The organism is Acidithiobacillus ferriphilus, from assembly GCF_028215975.1.
Lineage (GTDB): Bacteria > Pseudomonadota > Gammaproteobacteria > Acidithiobacillales > Acidithiobacillaceae > Acidithiobacillus > Acidithiobacillus ferriphilus.
This window is the reverse complement of record NZ_CP116458.1, coordinates 507734-524450: the sequence shown is the minus strand read 5'-3', so window position 1 is coordinate 524450 and position 16717 is coordinate 507734. Positions and strand designations below refer to the sequence as shown.

Genomic DNA, 16717 nt, shown 5'->3' with positions numbered 1-16717 from the left:
CTAGACTCCTATGGCGAGGGCTTTCGCCTGTACGAGATAACGAAAACAGTATTCCAGCAATTCGAGATGATGCTTGGCCGCCAGGAAATCCGGGCCCCAGGCCGTCACCCCGTGCTGATGAATCAGCGCACCGGGAACGCGAGGCAGCGCCTGGGCAAAGGCCCTGTCCATATCTTCGGCAATCTGGGGGACATTCACATGATTGGCGAAGACCGGCAGATCCACCCGCGGCTCGGCATCGGGCACGCCCAGACCTTTGAGCATTTCCAGAGTTGGCAGGCGCAACCGTCCCTGCTGCGCAAAGTGCCCGCAGAGATTGGCCTCGATGGAGTGGACGTGGAAAATGACCTGGGCGTCAGGCACATGCCGATAGACCACCTCATGGATGGCGACTTCAGCAGAGGGTTTACGTCCCGGCGGGGCCTGCACAATCTGCCCCCGCAGATTCATCAGGACAAAATCCTCGGCGCCCAACTGATCCTTGGGACGGCCGCTGGCGGTAATCCAGAAAGCGTCCGCATCGCGGCGTGCCGACAGGTTGCCCGCGGTGCCCAGCATCCAGCCCCGCGCATAAAAATCGCGAGCCGCCGCCGCGAGATGGGTGCGCGGATCATGGTGCATGGGTAGGCTCCCGCCACCAGCCGCGTTGCTCAAGGGCGGCGCTCACATCCCGGAAGTCATCGAAGGGCAGGAAGGCACGCCCCTCCTCCCGCAGATATTCCGCGAGACGATCCCGTGCGCAGACCAGGGGACACTGCCGGGCCACCCGCAAATCGGTGATGGAGTCCCCAATGCAGACGGCATCTTCGGGTTGATAGTGCGCGATCACGGCGGCCTTGGCCACCAGTTCATGGTCATCCTGCCAGGGCGAGAACACCCGCAGGTATTCGCCGGTGATATCCGCCTCAAGACCATGGACGGCGTAAATTTCCTGACGATAAGGGGCGAGGGCGATCTCGGCCATGCGCGTGAAGCCGCCGGTGACGACAATAAAGGGGATATCGGCCTTTTTGGCCTGGGCCAGCAACCCGACCAACCCCGGACGCAATGCCGTATCCCGTACAAAATCCTCCAGCTCCGACCAACGCCGCGAGGGGATGGTGCCGAGCACCTGGGGCAGGCCATCGCGCAGGGTCAGGCGCTGTGCATAGATTTCCGGCAAGACCCGGGCGGCGGCCTCCGGCGCAAAATGGTGCATAAGAGCCACGAAGACTTCGGCCTCGGTGATGGTGCCGTCGAAGTCACAAAAAATGGCTCTTTGCATCAGCCCTGCCCCCATTTTTCCACCGCCGCCCGCAAGGGCCCGGCGGGCAAGTCTTCCAGAGTGCGCGGCGCCGCATCCTGCCAGCGCTCGATGGCTTCGTGAAAAGCCAGTACCCCGCTCGCGGCACCCTGGGGATGGTCCATAATCCCGGTCCCCGCGTTGAGGATGACTTCGGTTCCATAGTCATCGAGGATGCGCCCCACCATGCCGGGATGCACGCCCGCCGAAGGCACCGGCGCCACGCCCCGCGCCCGCAGCGCGGCGACGATGGCCCATTCGTCCGCCGCGGCGAAGGGCAGACTGCCATAATGGGCCGGATAGAGCACCGCATCCGCACCGCCACAAGCCATCAATGTGCCCAGCAAGGCGCCATAGGCAAAACCGTAATCCGGCGCGCCGCACCAGGCACCCGCCAGGGCGGGGTGGGTGAAGATCGGTACATCGATGTCGGGATCGGCGGCCAGTGCCTCCAGTACCGGAAAACCATACGCCAGCACATTCAGGAGCAGCGCATTGGCGCCGGCGGCCACCAGTTGCAACGCCAGCGTCTGCACCTGCTGGGCATCCCCCGAGAGATTCACCGCGTAGAGCAAATCACGACCCGTCTGATCACGCCGCGCCTCGATCACCGGCGCGCAGGCCTCCCAGCGCGCCAGGGTCGCCGCCATCGGCAGGTCCGGGAGGATTTCGTCATCCTTGATAATATCCAGCCCGGCAACGGCAACCTCCGCCAGAATCGCGGCATGATCCGCCGCCGTCAGCCCCAGCGCCGGTTTGAAGATGGCCATGACCAAGGGGCGTTCATGCACCCCCAGTCGTTCGCGGATGCCGCCCAGCCCGAAGCGTGGCGCCTGCCCGAAGCGCTCCGGCAGACGAATGGCCATCACCTTGGCGGGACCCGCCAGGGAGTATTTGCCGAAAATCATTGTGAGCAGGCTGCCGAGGCGACCATCCACATTGGCGGCGGGGAAGCGCACCGTGGCCTGATGCCGCCCAGCCGCCAGTTCGGCCATGGCGATCACCTCCCCCAGATGACCACGCAACTGCGCCTCCCGGTGCTGAAAGCGTGCATCCCAGCTCCCTGCAGTCTGGCCGATGGCGATGGCCTGCGCCTGCCGCCGGGCGTCTATCCCGGCGGGGAACTGGTAATCGACCTCAATAAAAGTCGTCATGGGTTGGGGAAATGCTGAAGGGCGCGGTCCGTATAATGCGGGGTCCAGCCCCCGCGCGCACTGAAGTAGCGCACCGCTTTGATCCGCTGCGCATCATTCAGGCGGAACCAGTGTTCCACGTCCGCCGGGATGTGAACATAATCCCCCGCCTGCACGGTCAATTCGACTTGTGCACCGTCTTCCAGAACGAAGCCAAAAACACCTTCTCCGTCCACAATATAGCGAACCTCTTCATCATCATGGGTGTGCATACGATGGAAGCGGGCGTTGAGTTCCGGCAACTGTGGATGCTCTGGATACAACACGACCAGATCCCGCTCCTGATAACCCTTTTCCCGCTGCAAACGCTGGAAGACATCGTCCAGAGCCGTCAGCAACGCCACCTGTGCCTCCGCATCCAGTTGGGGCTGAGCCAGCAGCGCCGCGGCGCGCCCCCCCGTCACCGGGATCGTCTGCAAGGTGATGCCCAGGGGGGCCAGGATGGTGGCAATCTGCGTCGCGTCCGTGATCCGCCGCGCAGATTCTGCATATTGCAAAGTCGCCATGCTATACGTCCTCCTTCCAGATCAGAGAAGCCATACGTCCGGTAACGCCGTCACGCCGATAAGAGAAATAATGTGCCGGATCAGCCACCGTACACAGATTACCACCAAAAATGGCCTGCACGCCGGCCCGCTGCAAACGCCGCCGCGCCAGTGCATAAATATTCGCGAGCCAGCGGTCCCCATGCCCGGGGCGGAAGGCGGCCGCCACCCCGGCATTCTCCGCCAGGAAAGCCGCCCGCACTTCCGGCCCCACCTCGAAATGTTCAGGCCCGATGGCAGGTCCCAAGTATATCAAAATATCCTCTGGTGCCACCGGCATGGCGGCCACACCGCGTTCCAGGATGCCCGCCAACAAGCCACGCCAGCCGACGTGAAAAACACCGATATGACGACCGTCCCCGCCGCAAGCCAGCACGGGCAGACAATCGGCGGTGAGCACCGCCAACACCATGCCCGGCATGGCGGTGACTGCGCCATCCGCTTCCAAAGCGCGCGCTGGCGCGGCCATCAGGGCGGCGACCTCCGTGCCATGCACCTGCCGCAACCAACAGGGCTCCCCAGGCAATTTCAGCATGGCCCGCAGCCGTTCCCGATTCCTTGCCACCGCCCCCGGTGCATCGCCCACATGGTCGCCGAGATTGAGCGATGCATACGCCCCCTGACTAACACCCCCGCTACGCACGGTGATGGCACTGCGTACCCCGTAGGGCACAGGCCAGTCCGGCACCCAATAACCAGCCTCTTCAGTCGCCATCACGCGCATGGCGCAGCAGAGTCAGCAATTCGGTCATGTCTGCAGGCAGCGGGCTTTCCCAGGTCATCAGCGCCCCGCTTTCTGGATGGTAGAGGCGTAAACGCCAGGCATGCAAAGCCTGGCGGCGGAACTGCCGCCAATGGGCCAGCGCGACCTCATCCAGCCCTTGCGGAACCATCATCCGCCCCCCATAGACCGGATCACCCACCAACGGGTGGCCGATGTGTGTCATGTGCACACGTATCTGATGGGTACGCCCCGTCGCCAGGCGCAGGCGCAGGTAGCTATGGCGGGGGAAGCGCTCCACCAGCCGATATTCGGTCTGCGCCGGTCGACCGTCATCGCGCACGGTCATCCGCAGGCGGTCGTGGGCATGGCGGCCGATGGGCGCATCTACCCGGCCACCACCGGTCATCGGCCCCATCACCAGCGCGAGGTATTCGCGGTGCATGGTATGGTCACCGAGCTGGTCGATCAGTGACTGTCGCGCCATCTCGCTTTTCGCCACCACCAGCAGGCCCGTAGTGTCCTTGTCCAGCCGATGGACAATGCCGCCGCGGGGCAGGTAGGCATTATCAGGCACATGGGCCAGCACGGCATTGACCAGCGTGCCGTCGGCATGACCGGCGCCGGGGTGGGTAAGCTGCCCTGCCGGCTTGTGCACAACGAGGATATCCGCATCTTCATACAGAATATGCAGCGGCAAATCCTGGGCCAGCCAAGCGCTGGGCTCGATCTCCGGCCAGTTGATTTCTACCTGTTCACCACCGCGAATCCGTGCGCTGGGCTTTTCGACCACACCATCCACCAGAATCCGGCCATCCCGCACCAAGGTCTGGATACGACTGCGGCTGGTTTCCGGCAGCAACTGGCTCAACACCGCATCGAGACGTTGACCAGCCTGCTCCTCTGGCAAAATCATGGGAATACCCGTACTATCGTCGCTCATGGTTCGCCACTATAGACTATTGTCCTTCATGAGCAAACGCATACTGATATCCCTGTGCTGTACCGCCCTGATCGCCGGTTGTGCCAGCAGCCCGAATAAACCTGACAGCTCTGCGGATCGCCACGAGTCTGCCGAGACGCTGTTCCAACCCGCCCAAAAGGCCATGGAGCACGGCGACTACACCTCTGCCATTAAGCAGTACGAAAATCTCGAGACCCGCTACCCATACGGCCCTTACGCCGAACAAGCGCAACTCAATACGGCATACAGCTATTATCAGCGCGGGGATTCCAAGGCGGCGGCGGCGGCGGCGGAGCGCTTCATCAAACTGCACCCGGCCAATCCTCACGTGGATTACGCCTGGTATCTGAAAGGCATCGCTTATTACCAGGCTATTCAGGGTGTGGAGGAAAACCCCAGACCTGCCGAGGAGGCCTTCAGCACTCTCGACACGCTGGCGAAACGCTGGCCAGACAGTGCCTATGCCATTGATGCCCGCCTGCGCATGGCCAAGATCATCGACATCCTCGGCCAGCGCAACCTGAATATCTGCAAATTCTACTATGTGCGTCACGCTTATGTCGCTGCGGCGAACCGCTGCAATACAGTGATCACCCGCTACCAGCTGAGCCCCGCGCGGGAAGAGGCGCTCTATTATCTGGCGCGCTCCTACCGGCGTCTGAATCTGCCAAATCTGGCGCGGACCACTGCCTCCGTACTCGCCTATAACTATCCGAAGAGCAAGTATCTTTCTGATCTCAGCAGTAGCGCGAAGCCCTAAGCGGAGACTCCGGCGGGGCGATCAGCGTCCCGCCATTATTCTCATCAGACCGCCTCATCGCCCTCTTCTCCGGTACGGATGCGTATCACCCGGTCCACCGCACCGACGAAAATCTTGCCATCACCGATCTTGCCGGTCCGCGCCGCCAGCTCAATGGCTTCAATGGCGCGATCCACCATATCATCGCTGACCACCACCTCCAGCTTGAGCTTGGGTAGGAAATCCACCACATACTCCGCGCCACGATAGAGTTCCGTATGTCCCTTCTGACGGCCAAAACCCTTGACCTCGGTGACCGTCATGCCGGCCAGACCCAACTCCTGAAGAGCCTCGCGCACATCATCCAGTTTGAAGGGCTTAATGATCGCCTCAATTTTTTTCATCGCAGAACTCCTCTTGCAGACAACAGGGCTTCCCAGGAATGGTAACCATTGGTAATAGGATAACGCCGATCCTTGCCGAATGCGCGGGCGCTGATCCGCACGCCTGGTGCCGCCTGACGACGTTTATATTCGGCACGGTCAATAAGCCTTAGCACCCGTGTCACCGTTTCCACCGAAAAACCGGCGGCGACGAGCTCCGCAGCGCTGCGATCTTCTTCCACATAAGCGGCAATAATGGCATCCAGGACCTCATAAGGAGGCAGGCTGTCCTGATCGCGCTGATCCGGCGCCAGCTCCGCCGAGGGTGGCCGGGTCAGCACCCGCTCCGGGATCACCGGACCCAGGCTATTGCGGTAACGGGCGAGACGATAAACCAAGGTCTTCGGGCAATCCTTGATCACCGCAAAACCACCGGCCATATCGCCATACAGGGTCGCGTAACCAACGGCAATCTCGCTCTTATTACCCGTGGTCAGCAGCAGATGGCCGAATTTGTTGGAATAGGCCATGAGCAACGCGGCGCGAGTACGTGCCTGCAAATTCTCTTCCGTGGTATCGGCCGCGCGTCCGGCAAAAAGCGGTGCCAGCGTCTCCAGATAGGTGTTGAACGGCCCCTCGATGGACACGATGTCGGTGCGCACCCCCATACTCTGCGCCTCAGCCAGCGCGTCCACAATACTCATCTCCGCCGTATAGCGGGAGGGCATAATCAGGGCGTGGACCCGTTCCGGACCAAGGGCGTCCACCGCTATCGCCAGAGTCAGCGCCGAGTCCACCCCGCCGGACAGACCCAGCACCACGCCAGGGAAGCCATTTTTTTCCACATAATCATGTACGCCCAGACGCAATACCTCGTAGACTTCGGCGGTCTCATCCGGCAGCGGTCGCAGTGGCCCGGCAGCCTGTATACGGATATCGTCGTGATCCTTGTCGATATCCAGCAGCACCAGCATCTCCTCACACTGGGATGCGCGCAGCGCCAACAGCCCATGCTGGTCTACCGCAAAGGACTGGCCATCGAAGACCAGTTCATCCTGGCCGCCCACCAGATTCACATAAACGATGGGCAGATGACACTGGGCGGCCAGGGCACCCACCTGATCTTCCCGGGCACGCTGTTTGTTCAGGTGATAAGGCGACGCGTTCAGCACCAGCAGCAGGTCTGCGCCTTGGGCCTGGGCGGCGTGCGCCACTCCCGGCCCATGCCAGACATCCTCACAAATGGCCACCCCATACCGCAGTCCGGCATAGGCAAACACCAGCGACTGCGCCCCCGGCGTGAAGTAACGCGCCTCATCAAATACCGCATAATTCGGTAGACAGTGTTTGTGATAAACCGCCTCGACCCGCCCCCCGCGCAGCAGGCTGGCGCTGTTGTAGAGGCGCTCCTGCTCACGTTGCGGGTGCCCTACCAACATGGGCAGAGGCGCTTCTGTCGCGAGACGCTGCAAGGCAGCATCGCAGACCTGCAAAAAGTCTGCACGCAAGAGCAAGTCTTCCGGGGGATAACCACTGAGGGCCAACTCCGGCGTCACCAGCAGGTCGGCCCCCGCGGCCTGTGCCTCGGCAGCGGCGGCCAACAGACGATCGGCGTTGCCCGCCACATCGCCGACCCGGCAGTTGACCTGCGCCAGGGCGATGCGCATCAGCGCCCCAGTACCTCGGCCGCCCGGGTGCCCAAATCGGCGGGGGAATGCACACAATGGACGCCCGCCGCTTCCAGTACCGCATATTTGGCCGCCGCCGTTCCTGCGCCACCGTCGATGATAGCCCCCGCATGACCCATGCGCTTGCCCTTGGGCGCCGTGGAACCAGCAATGAAAGCCACCACCGGTTTACGGACGTGCTTCTGGATAAAGGCCGCCGCGTCCTCCTCCATGCGTCCGCCGATCTCGCCCACCATGACAATCACCTCGGTCTGCGGGTCCGCCTCAAAAAGCTGCAATATTTCAATAAAATCCATGCCAATCAGGGGGTCTCCGCCGATGCCCACGCAGGTGCTCTGCCCCAGGCCCAGGCGGGTGGTCTGCTCTACCGCTTCATAGGTGAGGGTGCCGGAGCGGGAAACAATGCCTACCCGTCCGGTCTGGTGAATGGCGCCGGGCATGATCCCGATCTTGGACTGTCCCGGCGTGATGATTCCCGGACAGTTAGGGCCGATGAGTCGCGTCGCTGTGTCCGCCAGATAATGCTTCACCATCAGCATGTCATGCACCGGAATACCTTCGGTGATGCAGACGATGAGTTGGATACCCGCGGCAGCCGCCTCAATGATCGCATCGGCGGCAAAAGGTGAGGGTACATAGATCACACTGGCCTCGGCCCCGGTATCCTGCACAGCGCCAGCCACCGTATCAAACACCGGCAGATCAAGATGGCGGCTGCCGCCCTTGCCGGGGGTCACCCCACCCACCATGCAAGTGCCATAGGCCATGGCCTGTTGCGAGTGAAAAGTCCCCTGCTTGCCGGTAAAGCCCTGGCAGATCACACGCGTTTCGCGGGACAGCAATATGCTCATAGATGCACCAGAATCATGATAAGAAGAATGCCAATTACCGCCTCTCCGAGGAGCAGAAGAAGCACATAGGGATTGCGCCGGGGTGCCGGACCGATTTTATCGACATCCGCGCGCAAAGCCGCCAGATCCCGGCGCAACGCATCGATATCGTCAGCCTGCGCGACAGATTTAAGCCGCTCATCGAGAATCTGATCGAGCAACACCGCCATCTCCGCCATCACCTCAGCACTTTTTTGATCGGCACCACGTTTTACATAGACATCGGCGAGACGGGAAATCAGCGGGCCGGAGCTGCGCAGCACCGGCCACAGGCGTTGTAACCAGAGGATATTGATAGACACGTCAACCCTGTGCCGCGGCGACAGCTTTCATCGCCGCATCCGTAAGACCGTCGGCGGTGATCAGGGAGAGACCACTGTCACGCAGCAGGGCCATGCCCTCCTCCTTTTTAGTGCCCTCCAGACGCACCACCACCGGCAGATGAATACCCACCTCTGCCGCGGCCTGGATGATCCCTTCCGCGAGCAGATCACAGCGGGTGATGCCCCCGAAGATATTGACCAGTATCGCCTTCACCCGGATGTCCGAGAGAATGAGCTTGAAGGCCTGGGTGACCTTGTCCGCGGCCGCGCCACCGCCCACATCCAGAAAATTGGCGGGCTCGCCGCCGTGTAGTTTGATCAGATCCATGGTCGCCATGGCCAGGCCGGCACCATTGACCATGCAGCCGATGTTACCTTCCAGGGAAATATAGTTCAGTCCAAACTGTCGCGCGGTAATTTCCCGCCCATCCTGCTGGGTGGAGTCGAAGAGCTCGTCAGACTCGGGGTGGCGATACAAAGCGTTGTCGTCCATCACCACCTTGGCATCCAGCGCCAACAGCTTGCCGTCTGTGGTGATAGCGAGGGGATTGATCTCCACCATCAGAGCATCCAAGCGCTGCGCCAGACGATACATCCCTTGCATGATGCGGGTAAGTTGCTGCACCTGGCTGGCATCCAGCCCGAACTGAAACCCGAGCTGACGTGCCTGAAAAGGCAGGAAGCCGGTGCGCGGCTCGACCACGACCCGATGCAGGGCCTCTGGCCGGGAGGCCGCCAGATCCTCAATATCCATGCCACCTTCCTGGGTCGCCAGAAAGGTGATCCGCGCCTGTCCCCGATCCACCATCAAGGCCAGATAGAGCTCACGGGCAATCTGGCTGGGTTCCTCAATGAGCAAGGCCGCTACGTGCTGCCCCTGGGGGCCGGTCTGTACCGTAACCAGCGGCTTGCCCAGCAATTCCTGCGCCGTCTTTTCCACCTGGGCAATACTATTCACCACCCGCACCCCGCCAGCTTTGCCGCGCCCACCGGCATGGACCTGGGCTTTGACAACCCAGGCCGGGCCACCCAGTTCACGAGCCTGATTCACGGCCTCCCGCACCGAGAAGGCGGGAATGGCGCGGGGCACCAGCACCCCCTCTTCGGCCAGCAGGCGCTTGGCCTGATACTCATGCAAATTCATGAAACTTCCTCACAAACGACGCACCAGCGCCGCACTGAACTCCGCTGTGCTCAGGGCGGGTACATCACCGCGCAAGGCCGCCAGGTCACCGGTCACCTCGCCGCTGGCGATTGCCGCGTTCATGGCCGTCACGATGTGCGTCGCCGCCTCGCCCCAGCCCAGATGGTCCAGCATCATCACCGCCGACAAAATCAGCGAGCTGGGATTGGCCTTGCCCTGCCCGGCGATGTCCGGTGCCGTGCCGTGGGTGGCCTCAAAAATCGCATGGGTATCGGAGAGGTTCGCCCCCGGCGCCATGCCGATGCCGCCCACTTCCGCCGCCAGTGCATCGGAAATATAGTCGCCGTTGAGATTGAGCGTGGCCACCACTGAATAATCTTCCGGCCGCAACAAAATCTGCTGCAGGAAGTTGTCGGCGATGACATCCTTGATAATCAGCTTGCCATCGGCAACGGCCTGCTGCTCCGCCTGCTGCGCGGCTGCTTTACCTGCGGCTTTGGCGATGGCCGCCTTCTGCCGCCAGGTAAAGACCCGCCCGGCAAACTCCCGCTCAGCCAGGGCATAGCCCCAGTCGCGGAAGCCGCCTTCGGTGAACTTCATGATATTGCCCTTATGCACCAGGCTCACCGAAGGCTTGCCATGCTCCAGCGCATACTGGATGGCGCGCCGCACCAATCGCTCCGAACCCGCTACCGACACCGGCTTGATGCCGATGGCGGAACTGGCAGGGAAGCGAATTTTGTTGACCCCCATCTCTTCCTGCAAAAAGCGCAGGAGCCTTTCCACTTCCGGGCTGCCCGCCGGCCACTCGATACCGGCGTAAATATCCTCGGAGTTTTCCCGAAAGATGACCATATCCACCTTCTCCGGGTGGCACACGGGGCTGGGCGTACCCGCAAAATAACGCACCGGCCGCAAGCAGACGTAGAGGTCCAGATCCTGGCGCAGCGCCACATTGAGGCTGCGGATACCACCACCCACCGGCGTCTCCAGGGGCCCTTTGATAGCGACTTTATAGTCCCGGATGGCGGCCATGGTTTCCTCGGGTAGATATTGCCCCTCACCGTAGAGCGCCACGGCCTTCTGCCCGGCGAACAGCTCCATCCAGGCAATACACCGCTGATCACCATAAGCGGCCCGCACCGCTGCATCCACCACCGCGCGCATGGCCGGCGTGACGTCACAGCCGATCCCGTCTCCCTCGATGAAAGGAATAACGGGTTGATCGGGCACCCGCAGTACCCCGTCCACCTGAGTGATGGGCTTCCCCTGAGGCGGAATCTGAATATGCGCCATGGTCACGATACTTTCTCCAATTGTTCGCTGGCCCAGGACAAGGCGCCGCCCTTGAGGATCAACTCCAGATCACGGGCACTCGCCAACTGCGGCATGACCGGGATATCCAGTCCTTGGGTTGCATCGCGCAGCGTCAGCGCCTGGCCCAGCGCCAGCCCCTTCAGATCCAGACTGAGCTGATCCCCCGCCTGCACCTTGGCATAATCCGCCGCGTCCACGAAAGTCAGGGGCAAAATGCCGAAGTTGATGAGATTGGCGAGATGAATGCGCGCGAAAGACTGTACCAGTACCCCGCGCACCCCGAGATAGCGGGGCGCCAGCGCCGCATGTTCACGACTGGAACCCTGTCCGTAGTTATGTCCCGCCACGATAAAGCCACCCCCGGCCGCCTTGGCGCGGGTCGGGAAGGTCTCATCCACCATATGGAAAACGAACTCCGAAATGGCCGGCAGATTGGAGCGCAACGGCAGCACCTTGGCTCCGGCTGGCATGATGTGGTCGGTGGTGATGTCATCTCCCAGACGGATCAACACTTCGCCCTGCAAGTTTTCCGGAGCGGCCTGCCCGGTGGGGAGTTTGGCGATGTTGGGACCACGGATGATGTCCACCGGGCTACCTTCGGCGGCGGGGGCAAGCACCATCCGGTCATCGACCAGAAAACGCTCCGGCACCGGCACGTGAATGGGCGCGAGCCCCAGATCGCGGGGATCGGTGATCACCCCGGTCAGGGCGCAAGCGGCGCAGGTTTCCGGACTCGCCAGATACACCGCCGCATTTTTGGTGCCTGAACGTCCGTAGAAATTGCGGTTGAAGGAACGCACCGAGACGCCTTCCGTGGGCGGCGCGAAGCCCATGCCGATGCAAGGTCCGCAGGCCGATTCCAGAATGCGCGAACCGGCCCCGATGAAGTCCAGCAGGCCGCCATCCCTGGTCACCATTTCCATCACCTGCCGGGACCCCGGCGACACCCCCAGGCTGACGCCGTCAGCGACGACCTTGCCCTTAAGCATGCTCGCCACGGTCATCAAATCCGTATAGGACGAGTTGGTGCACGATCCGATGGCCACCTGCGCCACGGGCATGCCCGCCACCTCGCGCACTTTCCGGACGTTGTCGGGGCTGTGCGGACAAGCGATGAGGGGCTCCAACTGGTCGAGATCGATTTCCAGCACCTCGTCATAGTCGGCATCGGCATCCGCCACCCACTCCGACCAAGAGGCATCGCGCCCCTGCGCCGCCAGGTAACGGCGGGTCACGGCATCACTGGGGAACACACTGGTGGTGGCGCCCAATTCGGCGCCCATGTTGGTGATGGTCGCCCGCTCCGGCACACTGAGCTGGGCGACGCCCGACCCGAAATACTCAAAGACCTTGCCGACACCGCCCTTCACCGTCTTGTGGCGCAGCACTTCGAGAATAATGTCCTTGGCACTGACAAAAGGCTGCAAGCGGCCGGTCAGCTTGACCCCGACCACCTGCGGCATATTGAGGTTGAAAGGCAAGCCGCCCATGGCCAGGGCGATGTCGAGACCGCCCGCGCCAATGGCCAGCATGCCTGCTCCGCCGGAAGTCGGCGTGTGCGAATCGGAGCCCAGCAGGGTGCCACCCGGCCTGGAAAATCGCTCCAGGTGCACCTGATGGCAGATGCCGTTGCCGGGACGGGAGAAATGCACGCCATATTTCGCGGCAAAGCTTTGCAGAAAACGATGATCGTCGGCGTTCTCGAAGCCCGACTGGAGCATGTTGTGGTCCACATAGGACACCGAGAGTTCCGTGCGCACACGCGGCAGGCCGAGGGCCTCGAATTGCAGATAGGCCATGGTCCCCGTGGCGTCCTGGGTCAGGGTCTGGTCGATACGGATAGCGATAGGGCTCCCCGCTTCCAGCGCGCCACTGACCAAATGGGCGGCAATAATCTTCTGGGTGACATTCATGGCCATGAACTACTCTCCTGATCTGCGGAAAATCGTCGGGAACAACGGATACCTCCATCATCGCAAAAGCACCGCCCCGCGCCAAGTATCAGCAGACCCTAAACGGCGAAAGGGGACTAGATCCAGGCGACCGCCCGCCGCAAACGCGCCAACGTCTCCTCCCTGCCCAGCAAGGCCAGAGTCGCATCGATAGGCGGAGATACCGCCTTGCCCGCCACCGCCACCCGCAGGGGTTGGGCGATTTTGCCCATCTTGCCGTCGACATGGGTCACCGCCAGTTCCTGGATCACGCTGTGGATCGCCGCCGCCTCCCAGTTCAGCAATGCGTCCAGCGCCTGCGCCAGGGTTGCCAACAATGCGCCCTGCCCGTGCAGATGCTTCTCCACATCTTTGGGTTCACCGGCCCCCGGCGCCACATAAAACATCGCCGCCGCCGCCGCCATCTCCACCAAGGTCTTGGACCGCTCCTGCAACAACGCCACCACCGCCGGGAGGGTCGGCCCGGCCGCCACCAAGGACTCGGTGATGCCGACGGCGTTGAGGTAAGGCAGCAGATGCTGCGCCAGCCCCTCCGGCGTCAGCCGCTGCATATGCTGGGCGTTGATCCATAGCAGCTTCTCCGGGTTAAAGGCCGATGCCGCCTTGTTCACCGCGTCAATGCAGAAAAATTCCACCATTTCCTCGCGGGTAAAAATTTCCTGATCGCCATGGGACCAGCCCAGCCGCACCAGAAAATTGAGCAGCGCGTCGGGCAAAAATCCTTGCTCGCGGTATTCCAGCACGCTCACCGCCCCGTGACGCTTGGACAACTTCTGCTTGTCCGGCCCGAGAATCATCGGCACATGGGCGTAGACCGGCACCCGCGCGCCCAGCGCCTGCAGAATCTGCATCTGCCGCGGCGTATTATTGAGATGATCGTCGCCGCGGATCACGTGGGTGATCTCCATATCCCAGTCATCCACCACCACGCAAAAGTTGTAGGTCGGCGTCCCATCGGAGCGCGCGATGATCAGATCATCCATTTCACTGTTCTGAAAGCGCACCGTACCGTGAATCAGGTCTTCCACCACCGTTTCGCCGCTATCCGGGCTGCGGAAGCGGATCACCGGCGCAACCCCCTCACGCGTTGCCGTGCGCTGCCGGCAACGTCCGTCGTAGCGCGGTTTCTCGCCGCGCCCGCGCTGATCTTCGCGCATGGCTTCCACTTCTTCACGACTGCAATAGCAATGATAAGCCGTCCCTGCCGCCAGCATCTGCGCCAGCACTTCCCGGTAGCGGTCCATGCGCCGCATCTGATAGAACGGGCCTTCGTCCCAGTCCAGCCCCAGCCAGGCCATCCCTTCCAGAATGGCGGCCGTCGCTTCCGGCGTCGAGCGCTCCACATCCGTATCCTCGATACGTAGAACGAAGCGCCCCCCCTGTTGACGCGCGTGCAGCCAGGAGTAAAGCGCGGTGCGCACACCGCCAATATGCAGATAACCGGTGGGACTGGGGGCGAAACGGGTACGAACGGACATGGTGTGCAACCTGAGACTGGCGAAAACAGGATAATAACAGCCTCTTTGACCCGCCGGTATCCTGCGCAGCACCGGCTTTCGCCGCGAGTCATGCCCTGCACAAACCGGAAAACATCGTTTGACTCAAGGCATTCCTTTTGCTTATCATCCAGTAACGGGTGACCAGCCTGATGCCAACTCACTGTTTATTATAATATCATTTTACGAAGGATTATATCTGCGGGACGCCCATTGTGGACCGAGCCTGCCCAGGTAAGGAGTAGCATGAAGAAACGAATCATCGCTGTCGCCACGCTGATGGCGCTGGGGGGCATTCCTATGGTCTGGGCGGAGAGTCAGACCATAGGCCTGCAACAAAGTGATCTTCAGAGTGGTGTGGCAGAAGCCTTGAACAGCACCGGGCAAACTGCGGATTTGCAAGGCGATGGTAACGGGCAAAGCGGCAATGCTTCCAGCCTGTCAGCCACCCTGCAGCAGTTCGAAGCATCAGGCGCCTTTGGTCACCAGACGGAGATCGGCAATGTCTGGACACATATTGATGACGGTCTGCGGATCAGCGACGTGTCACGGGTAGAAGTGGACAAATGGCGTACCTGGTTCCTGCAACACCAGGGTAAGCTGGAACAAATCTTCGATAACTCCCGTCCTTTTCTTTATTATGTGGTGTCAGCAATTGCGCAGCGCGGCCTCCCCATGGAATTGGCGCTGTTGCCGGCTATCGAGAGCGGTTACAACCCCAAGGCCTATTCTCCGGCGGCGGCAGCGGGTCTCTGGCAATTCATACCCGGTACCGCACGCAATTTCGGCCTGCAAAATACCCGCTACGGCGATCCCCGCCTGAGCCTCACCGCCTCCACCAACGCGGCCCTCGACTATCTGTCTTATCTCTATAACTATTTCGGTGGCAACTGGCTCCTCGCCATCGCATCCTATAATGCCGGACAGGGCACCGTCTCCGCCGCCATCCAGCAAAATGTCGCGGCTGGCAAGCCCACGGACTTCTGGGACCTCAATCTCCCAGAGCAAACAGAAAACTACGTTGCCGAGTTGCTCGCCCTGGCGCAGGTCATCAAAAACGCCAGCGCTTACCATGTTTCCCTGCCCGTCATTCCCAATGCGGCGCATATTGCGGTAGTCACCACTCCAAAATCCGTGGCACTCAACGTAGCAGCGAATCTGATGAACATGCCGGTCAGCGAATTGCGGCGCCTCAATGCCGGACTGAGCTATGGCGTCGCACCGGCCGATTACCAGCTCGTGGTTCCCAAAGGCAAGGCTGGGGCACTGAAAACAGCGCTATTGACCATGCCCCAGGAAGTAGCCACACGCCCCATAGCCGCACCTGCGGCAGCACCACGACTCAGTCACATCACCCTCCGCCGCGGTGAGACGCTCTGGCATCTGGCGCAACGGGCCGGGGTCAGCATTACCGACCTCAAACGCTGGAATCACATCCGTTCCGCGCGCGACCTGCAAGTCGGACAGCGGCTGGTTGTCTATGGCACCGGTGGGCTGCGTCATGCGGTCTATGCGCAAAACAGCCAACCGCTCAGGGTGCGTCCGGGCAACACGCTCTCGCAACTCGCGCAGCGGGCCGGCGTCAGCGTCCACGACCTCATGCGCTGGAACCATATCCGTTCCGCGCGCGGCCTGCAGGTCGGCGAGATCCTCCATATCCGGGGTGGTGGCAGTGCCCCAGCACCGGTCTATACGGCCGCGCGCGGTTACCAACGCCTTACCGTCCGGCCCGGCGAGAGTCTCTGGCAAATCGCCCAGCGCGCCGGGGTCGGCGTCTCCGTACTGGCCCACGCCAACCACCTCACCGAGCGGACCGTCCTCCATCCCGGACAGGTGCTGAATATCCCGGCACACACAGTAGTTGCCGCCATCAATCACCGGCAGGAACGCGCCGCCACTCGGGGACGAACGACGACTTATGTAGTGCGTCAGGGTGACACGCTCTGGCAGATTGCCCAACAATTCCATGTCCAGCCCCACTCACTGATGCAGTGGAATCGCCTGGCCTCGGCCAGCGATATTCAACCGGGCTCACGTCTCACCATTTATACACGCTGATTCTGGCGTAAGGGGTTTTTGC

The 16717-nt window shown here is 61.8% G+C and carries 16 protein-coding genes; 2 read left to right on the top strand and 14 right to left on the bottom strand.

The window, feature by feature from the left end:
• The 6 genes from mtnB to rluD are packed head-to-tail and all read right to left on the bottom strand — an operon-like array spanning nt 1 to nt 4684.
• The gene (gene mtnB, locus PJU76_RS02610) at nt 1-621 is read right to left on the bottom strand and encodes a methylthioribulose 1-phosphate dehydratase (RefSeq protein WP_271780356.1); all 621 of its coding nucleotides are present in this window, start codon (nt 619-621) and stop codon (nt 1-3) included.
• The gene (locus PJU76_RS02605; RefSeq protein WP_226817501.1) at nt 611-1264 is read right to left on the bottom strand and encodes an HAD-IB family phosphatase; all 654 of its coding nucleotides are present in this window, start codon (nt 1262-1264) and stop codon (nt 611-613) included. Before PJU76_RS02605 ends, mtnB begins: the two co-directional genes overlap by 11 nt.
• The gene (locus PJU76_RS02600; RefSeq protein WP_271780355.1) at nt 1264-2436 is read right to left on the bottom strand and encodes a RuBisCO large subunit C-terminal-like domain-containing protein; all 1173 of its coding nucleotides are present in this window, start codon (nt 2434-2436) and stop codon (nt 1264-1266) included. Before PJU76_RS02600 ends, PJU76_RS02605 begins: the two co-directional genes overlap by 1 nt.
• On the bottom strand, nt 2433-2981 hold the full coding sequence (locus PJU76_RS02595; RefSeq protein ID WP_271780354.1) for a cupin domain-containing protein: 549 nt from the start codon (nt 2979-2981) through the stop codon (nt 2433-2435). The genes PJU76_RS02600 and PJU76_RS02595 overlap by 4 nt, the downstream gene beginning before the upstream one ends.
• A gap of 1 nt (nt 2982) precedes the next feature.
• Nucleotides 2983-3744: a peptidoglycan editing factor PgeF gene (gene pgeF / locus PJU76_RS02590; RefSeq protein WP_408629746.1), complete on the bottom strand. Its 762-nt coding sequence runs from the start codon at nt 3742-3744 to the stop codon at nt 2983-2985.
• Nucleotides 3725-4684 (bottom strand): 23S rRNA pseudouridine(1911/1915/1917) synthase RluD, encoded by a 960-nt coding sequence (gene rluD / locus PJU76_RS02585; protein WP_271780352.1) that lies wholly within the window; start codon nt 4682-4684, stop codon nt 3725-3727. Before rluD ends, pgeF begins: the two co-directional genes overlap by 20 nt.
• A gap of 28 nt (nt 4685-4712) precedes the next feature.
• On the opposite strand from rluD, the gene PJU76_RS02580 reads away from it, so the two are divergent.
• On the top strand, nt 4713-5465 hold the full coding sequence (locus PJU76_RS02580) for an outer membrane protein assembly factor BamD (RefSeq protein ID WP_271780351.1): 753 nt from the start codon (nt 4713-4715) through the stop codon (nt 5463-5465).
• Nucleotides 5466-5509: 44 nt separating this feature from the next.
• Here the strand turns inward: PJU76_RS02580 and PJU76_RS02575 are convergent, their stop codons facing one another.
• The 8 genes from PJU76_RS02575 to gltX form a co-directional block, all read right to left on the bottom strand.
• The gene (locus tag PJU76_RS02575) at nt 5510-5848 is read right to left on the bottom strand and encodes a P-II family nitrogen regulator (RefSeq protein ID WP_271780350.1); all 339 of its coding nucleotides are present in this window, start codon (nt 5846-5848) and stop codon (nt 5510-5512) included.
• Nucleotides 5845-7494, bottom strand: coding sequence for an NAD+ synthase (locus PJU76_RS02570; protein ID WP_271780349.1), 1650 nt, complete (start codon nt 7492-7494; stop codon nt 5845-5847). Before PJU76_RS02570 ends, PJU76_RS02575 begins: the two co-directional genes overlap by 4 nt.
• Nucleotides 7494-8366, bottom strand: coding sequence for a succinate--CoA ligase subunit alpha (gene sucD / locus PJU76_RS02565; RefSeq protein WP_271780348.1), 873 nt, complete (start codon nt 8364-8366; stop codon nt 7494-7496). The genes PJU76_RS02570 and sucD overlap by 1 nt, the downstream gene beginning before the upstream one ends.
• Complete coding sequence (locus PJU76_RS02560; protein ID WP_064219680.1) at nt 8363-8707, bottom strand: hypothetical protein; 345 nt, start codon at nt 8705-8707, stop codon at nt 8363-8365. The genes sucD and PJU76_RS02560 overlap by 4 nt, the downstream gene beginning before the upstream one ends.
• 1 nt (nt 8708) lies before the next feature.
• Complete coding sequence (gene sucC, locus PJU76_RS02555) at nt 8709-9872, bottom strand: ADP-forming succinate--CoA ligase subunit beta (protein WP_271780347.1); 1164 nt, start codon at nt 9870-9872, stop codon at nt 8709-8711.
• Nucleotides 9873-9881: 9 nt separating this feature from the next.
• A complete protein-coding gene (gene icd / locus PJU76_RS02550) occupies nt 9882-11168 on the bottom strand; it encodes an NADP-dependent isocitrate dehydrogenase (RefSeq protein ID WP_271781032.1) in 1287 nt (428 codons plus the stop codon).
• Nucleotides 11169-11170: 2 nt separating this feature from the next.
• Nucleotides 11171-13108: an aconitate hydratase gene (locus tag PJU76_RS02545; RefSeq protein ID WP_271780346.1), complete on the bottom strand. Its 1938-nt coding sequence runs from the start codon at nt 13106-13108 to the stop codon at nt 11171-11173.
• Between the two features lie 110 nt (nt 13109-13218).
• Nucleotides 13219-14619 (bottom strand): glutamate--tRNA ligase, encoded by a 1401-nt coding sequence (gene gltX, locus PJU76_RS02540; RefSeq protein ID WP_271780345.1) that lies wholly within the window; start codon nt 14617-14619, stop codon nt 13219-13221.
• Nucleotides 14620-14883: 264 nt separating this feature from the next.
• Here gltX and PJU76_RS02535 point away from each other — a divergent pair, with 264 nt between their 5' ends.
• On the top strand, nt 14884-16695 hold the full coding sequence (locus PJU76_RS02535) for a LysM peptidoglycan-binding domain-containing protein (protein WP_271780344.1): 1812 nt from the start codon (nt 14884-14886) through the stop codon (nt 16693-16695).
• Nucleotides 16696-16717 lie beyond the last annotated feature (22 nt).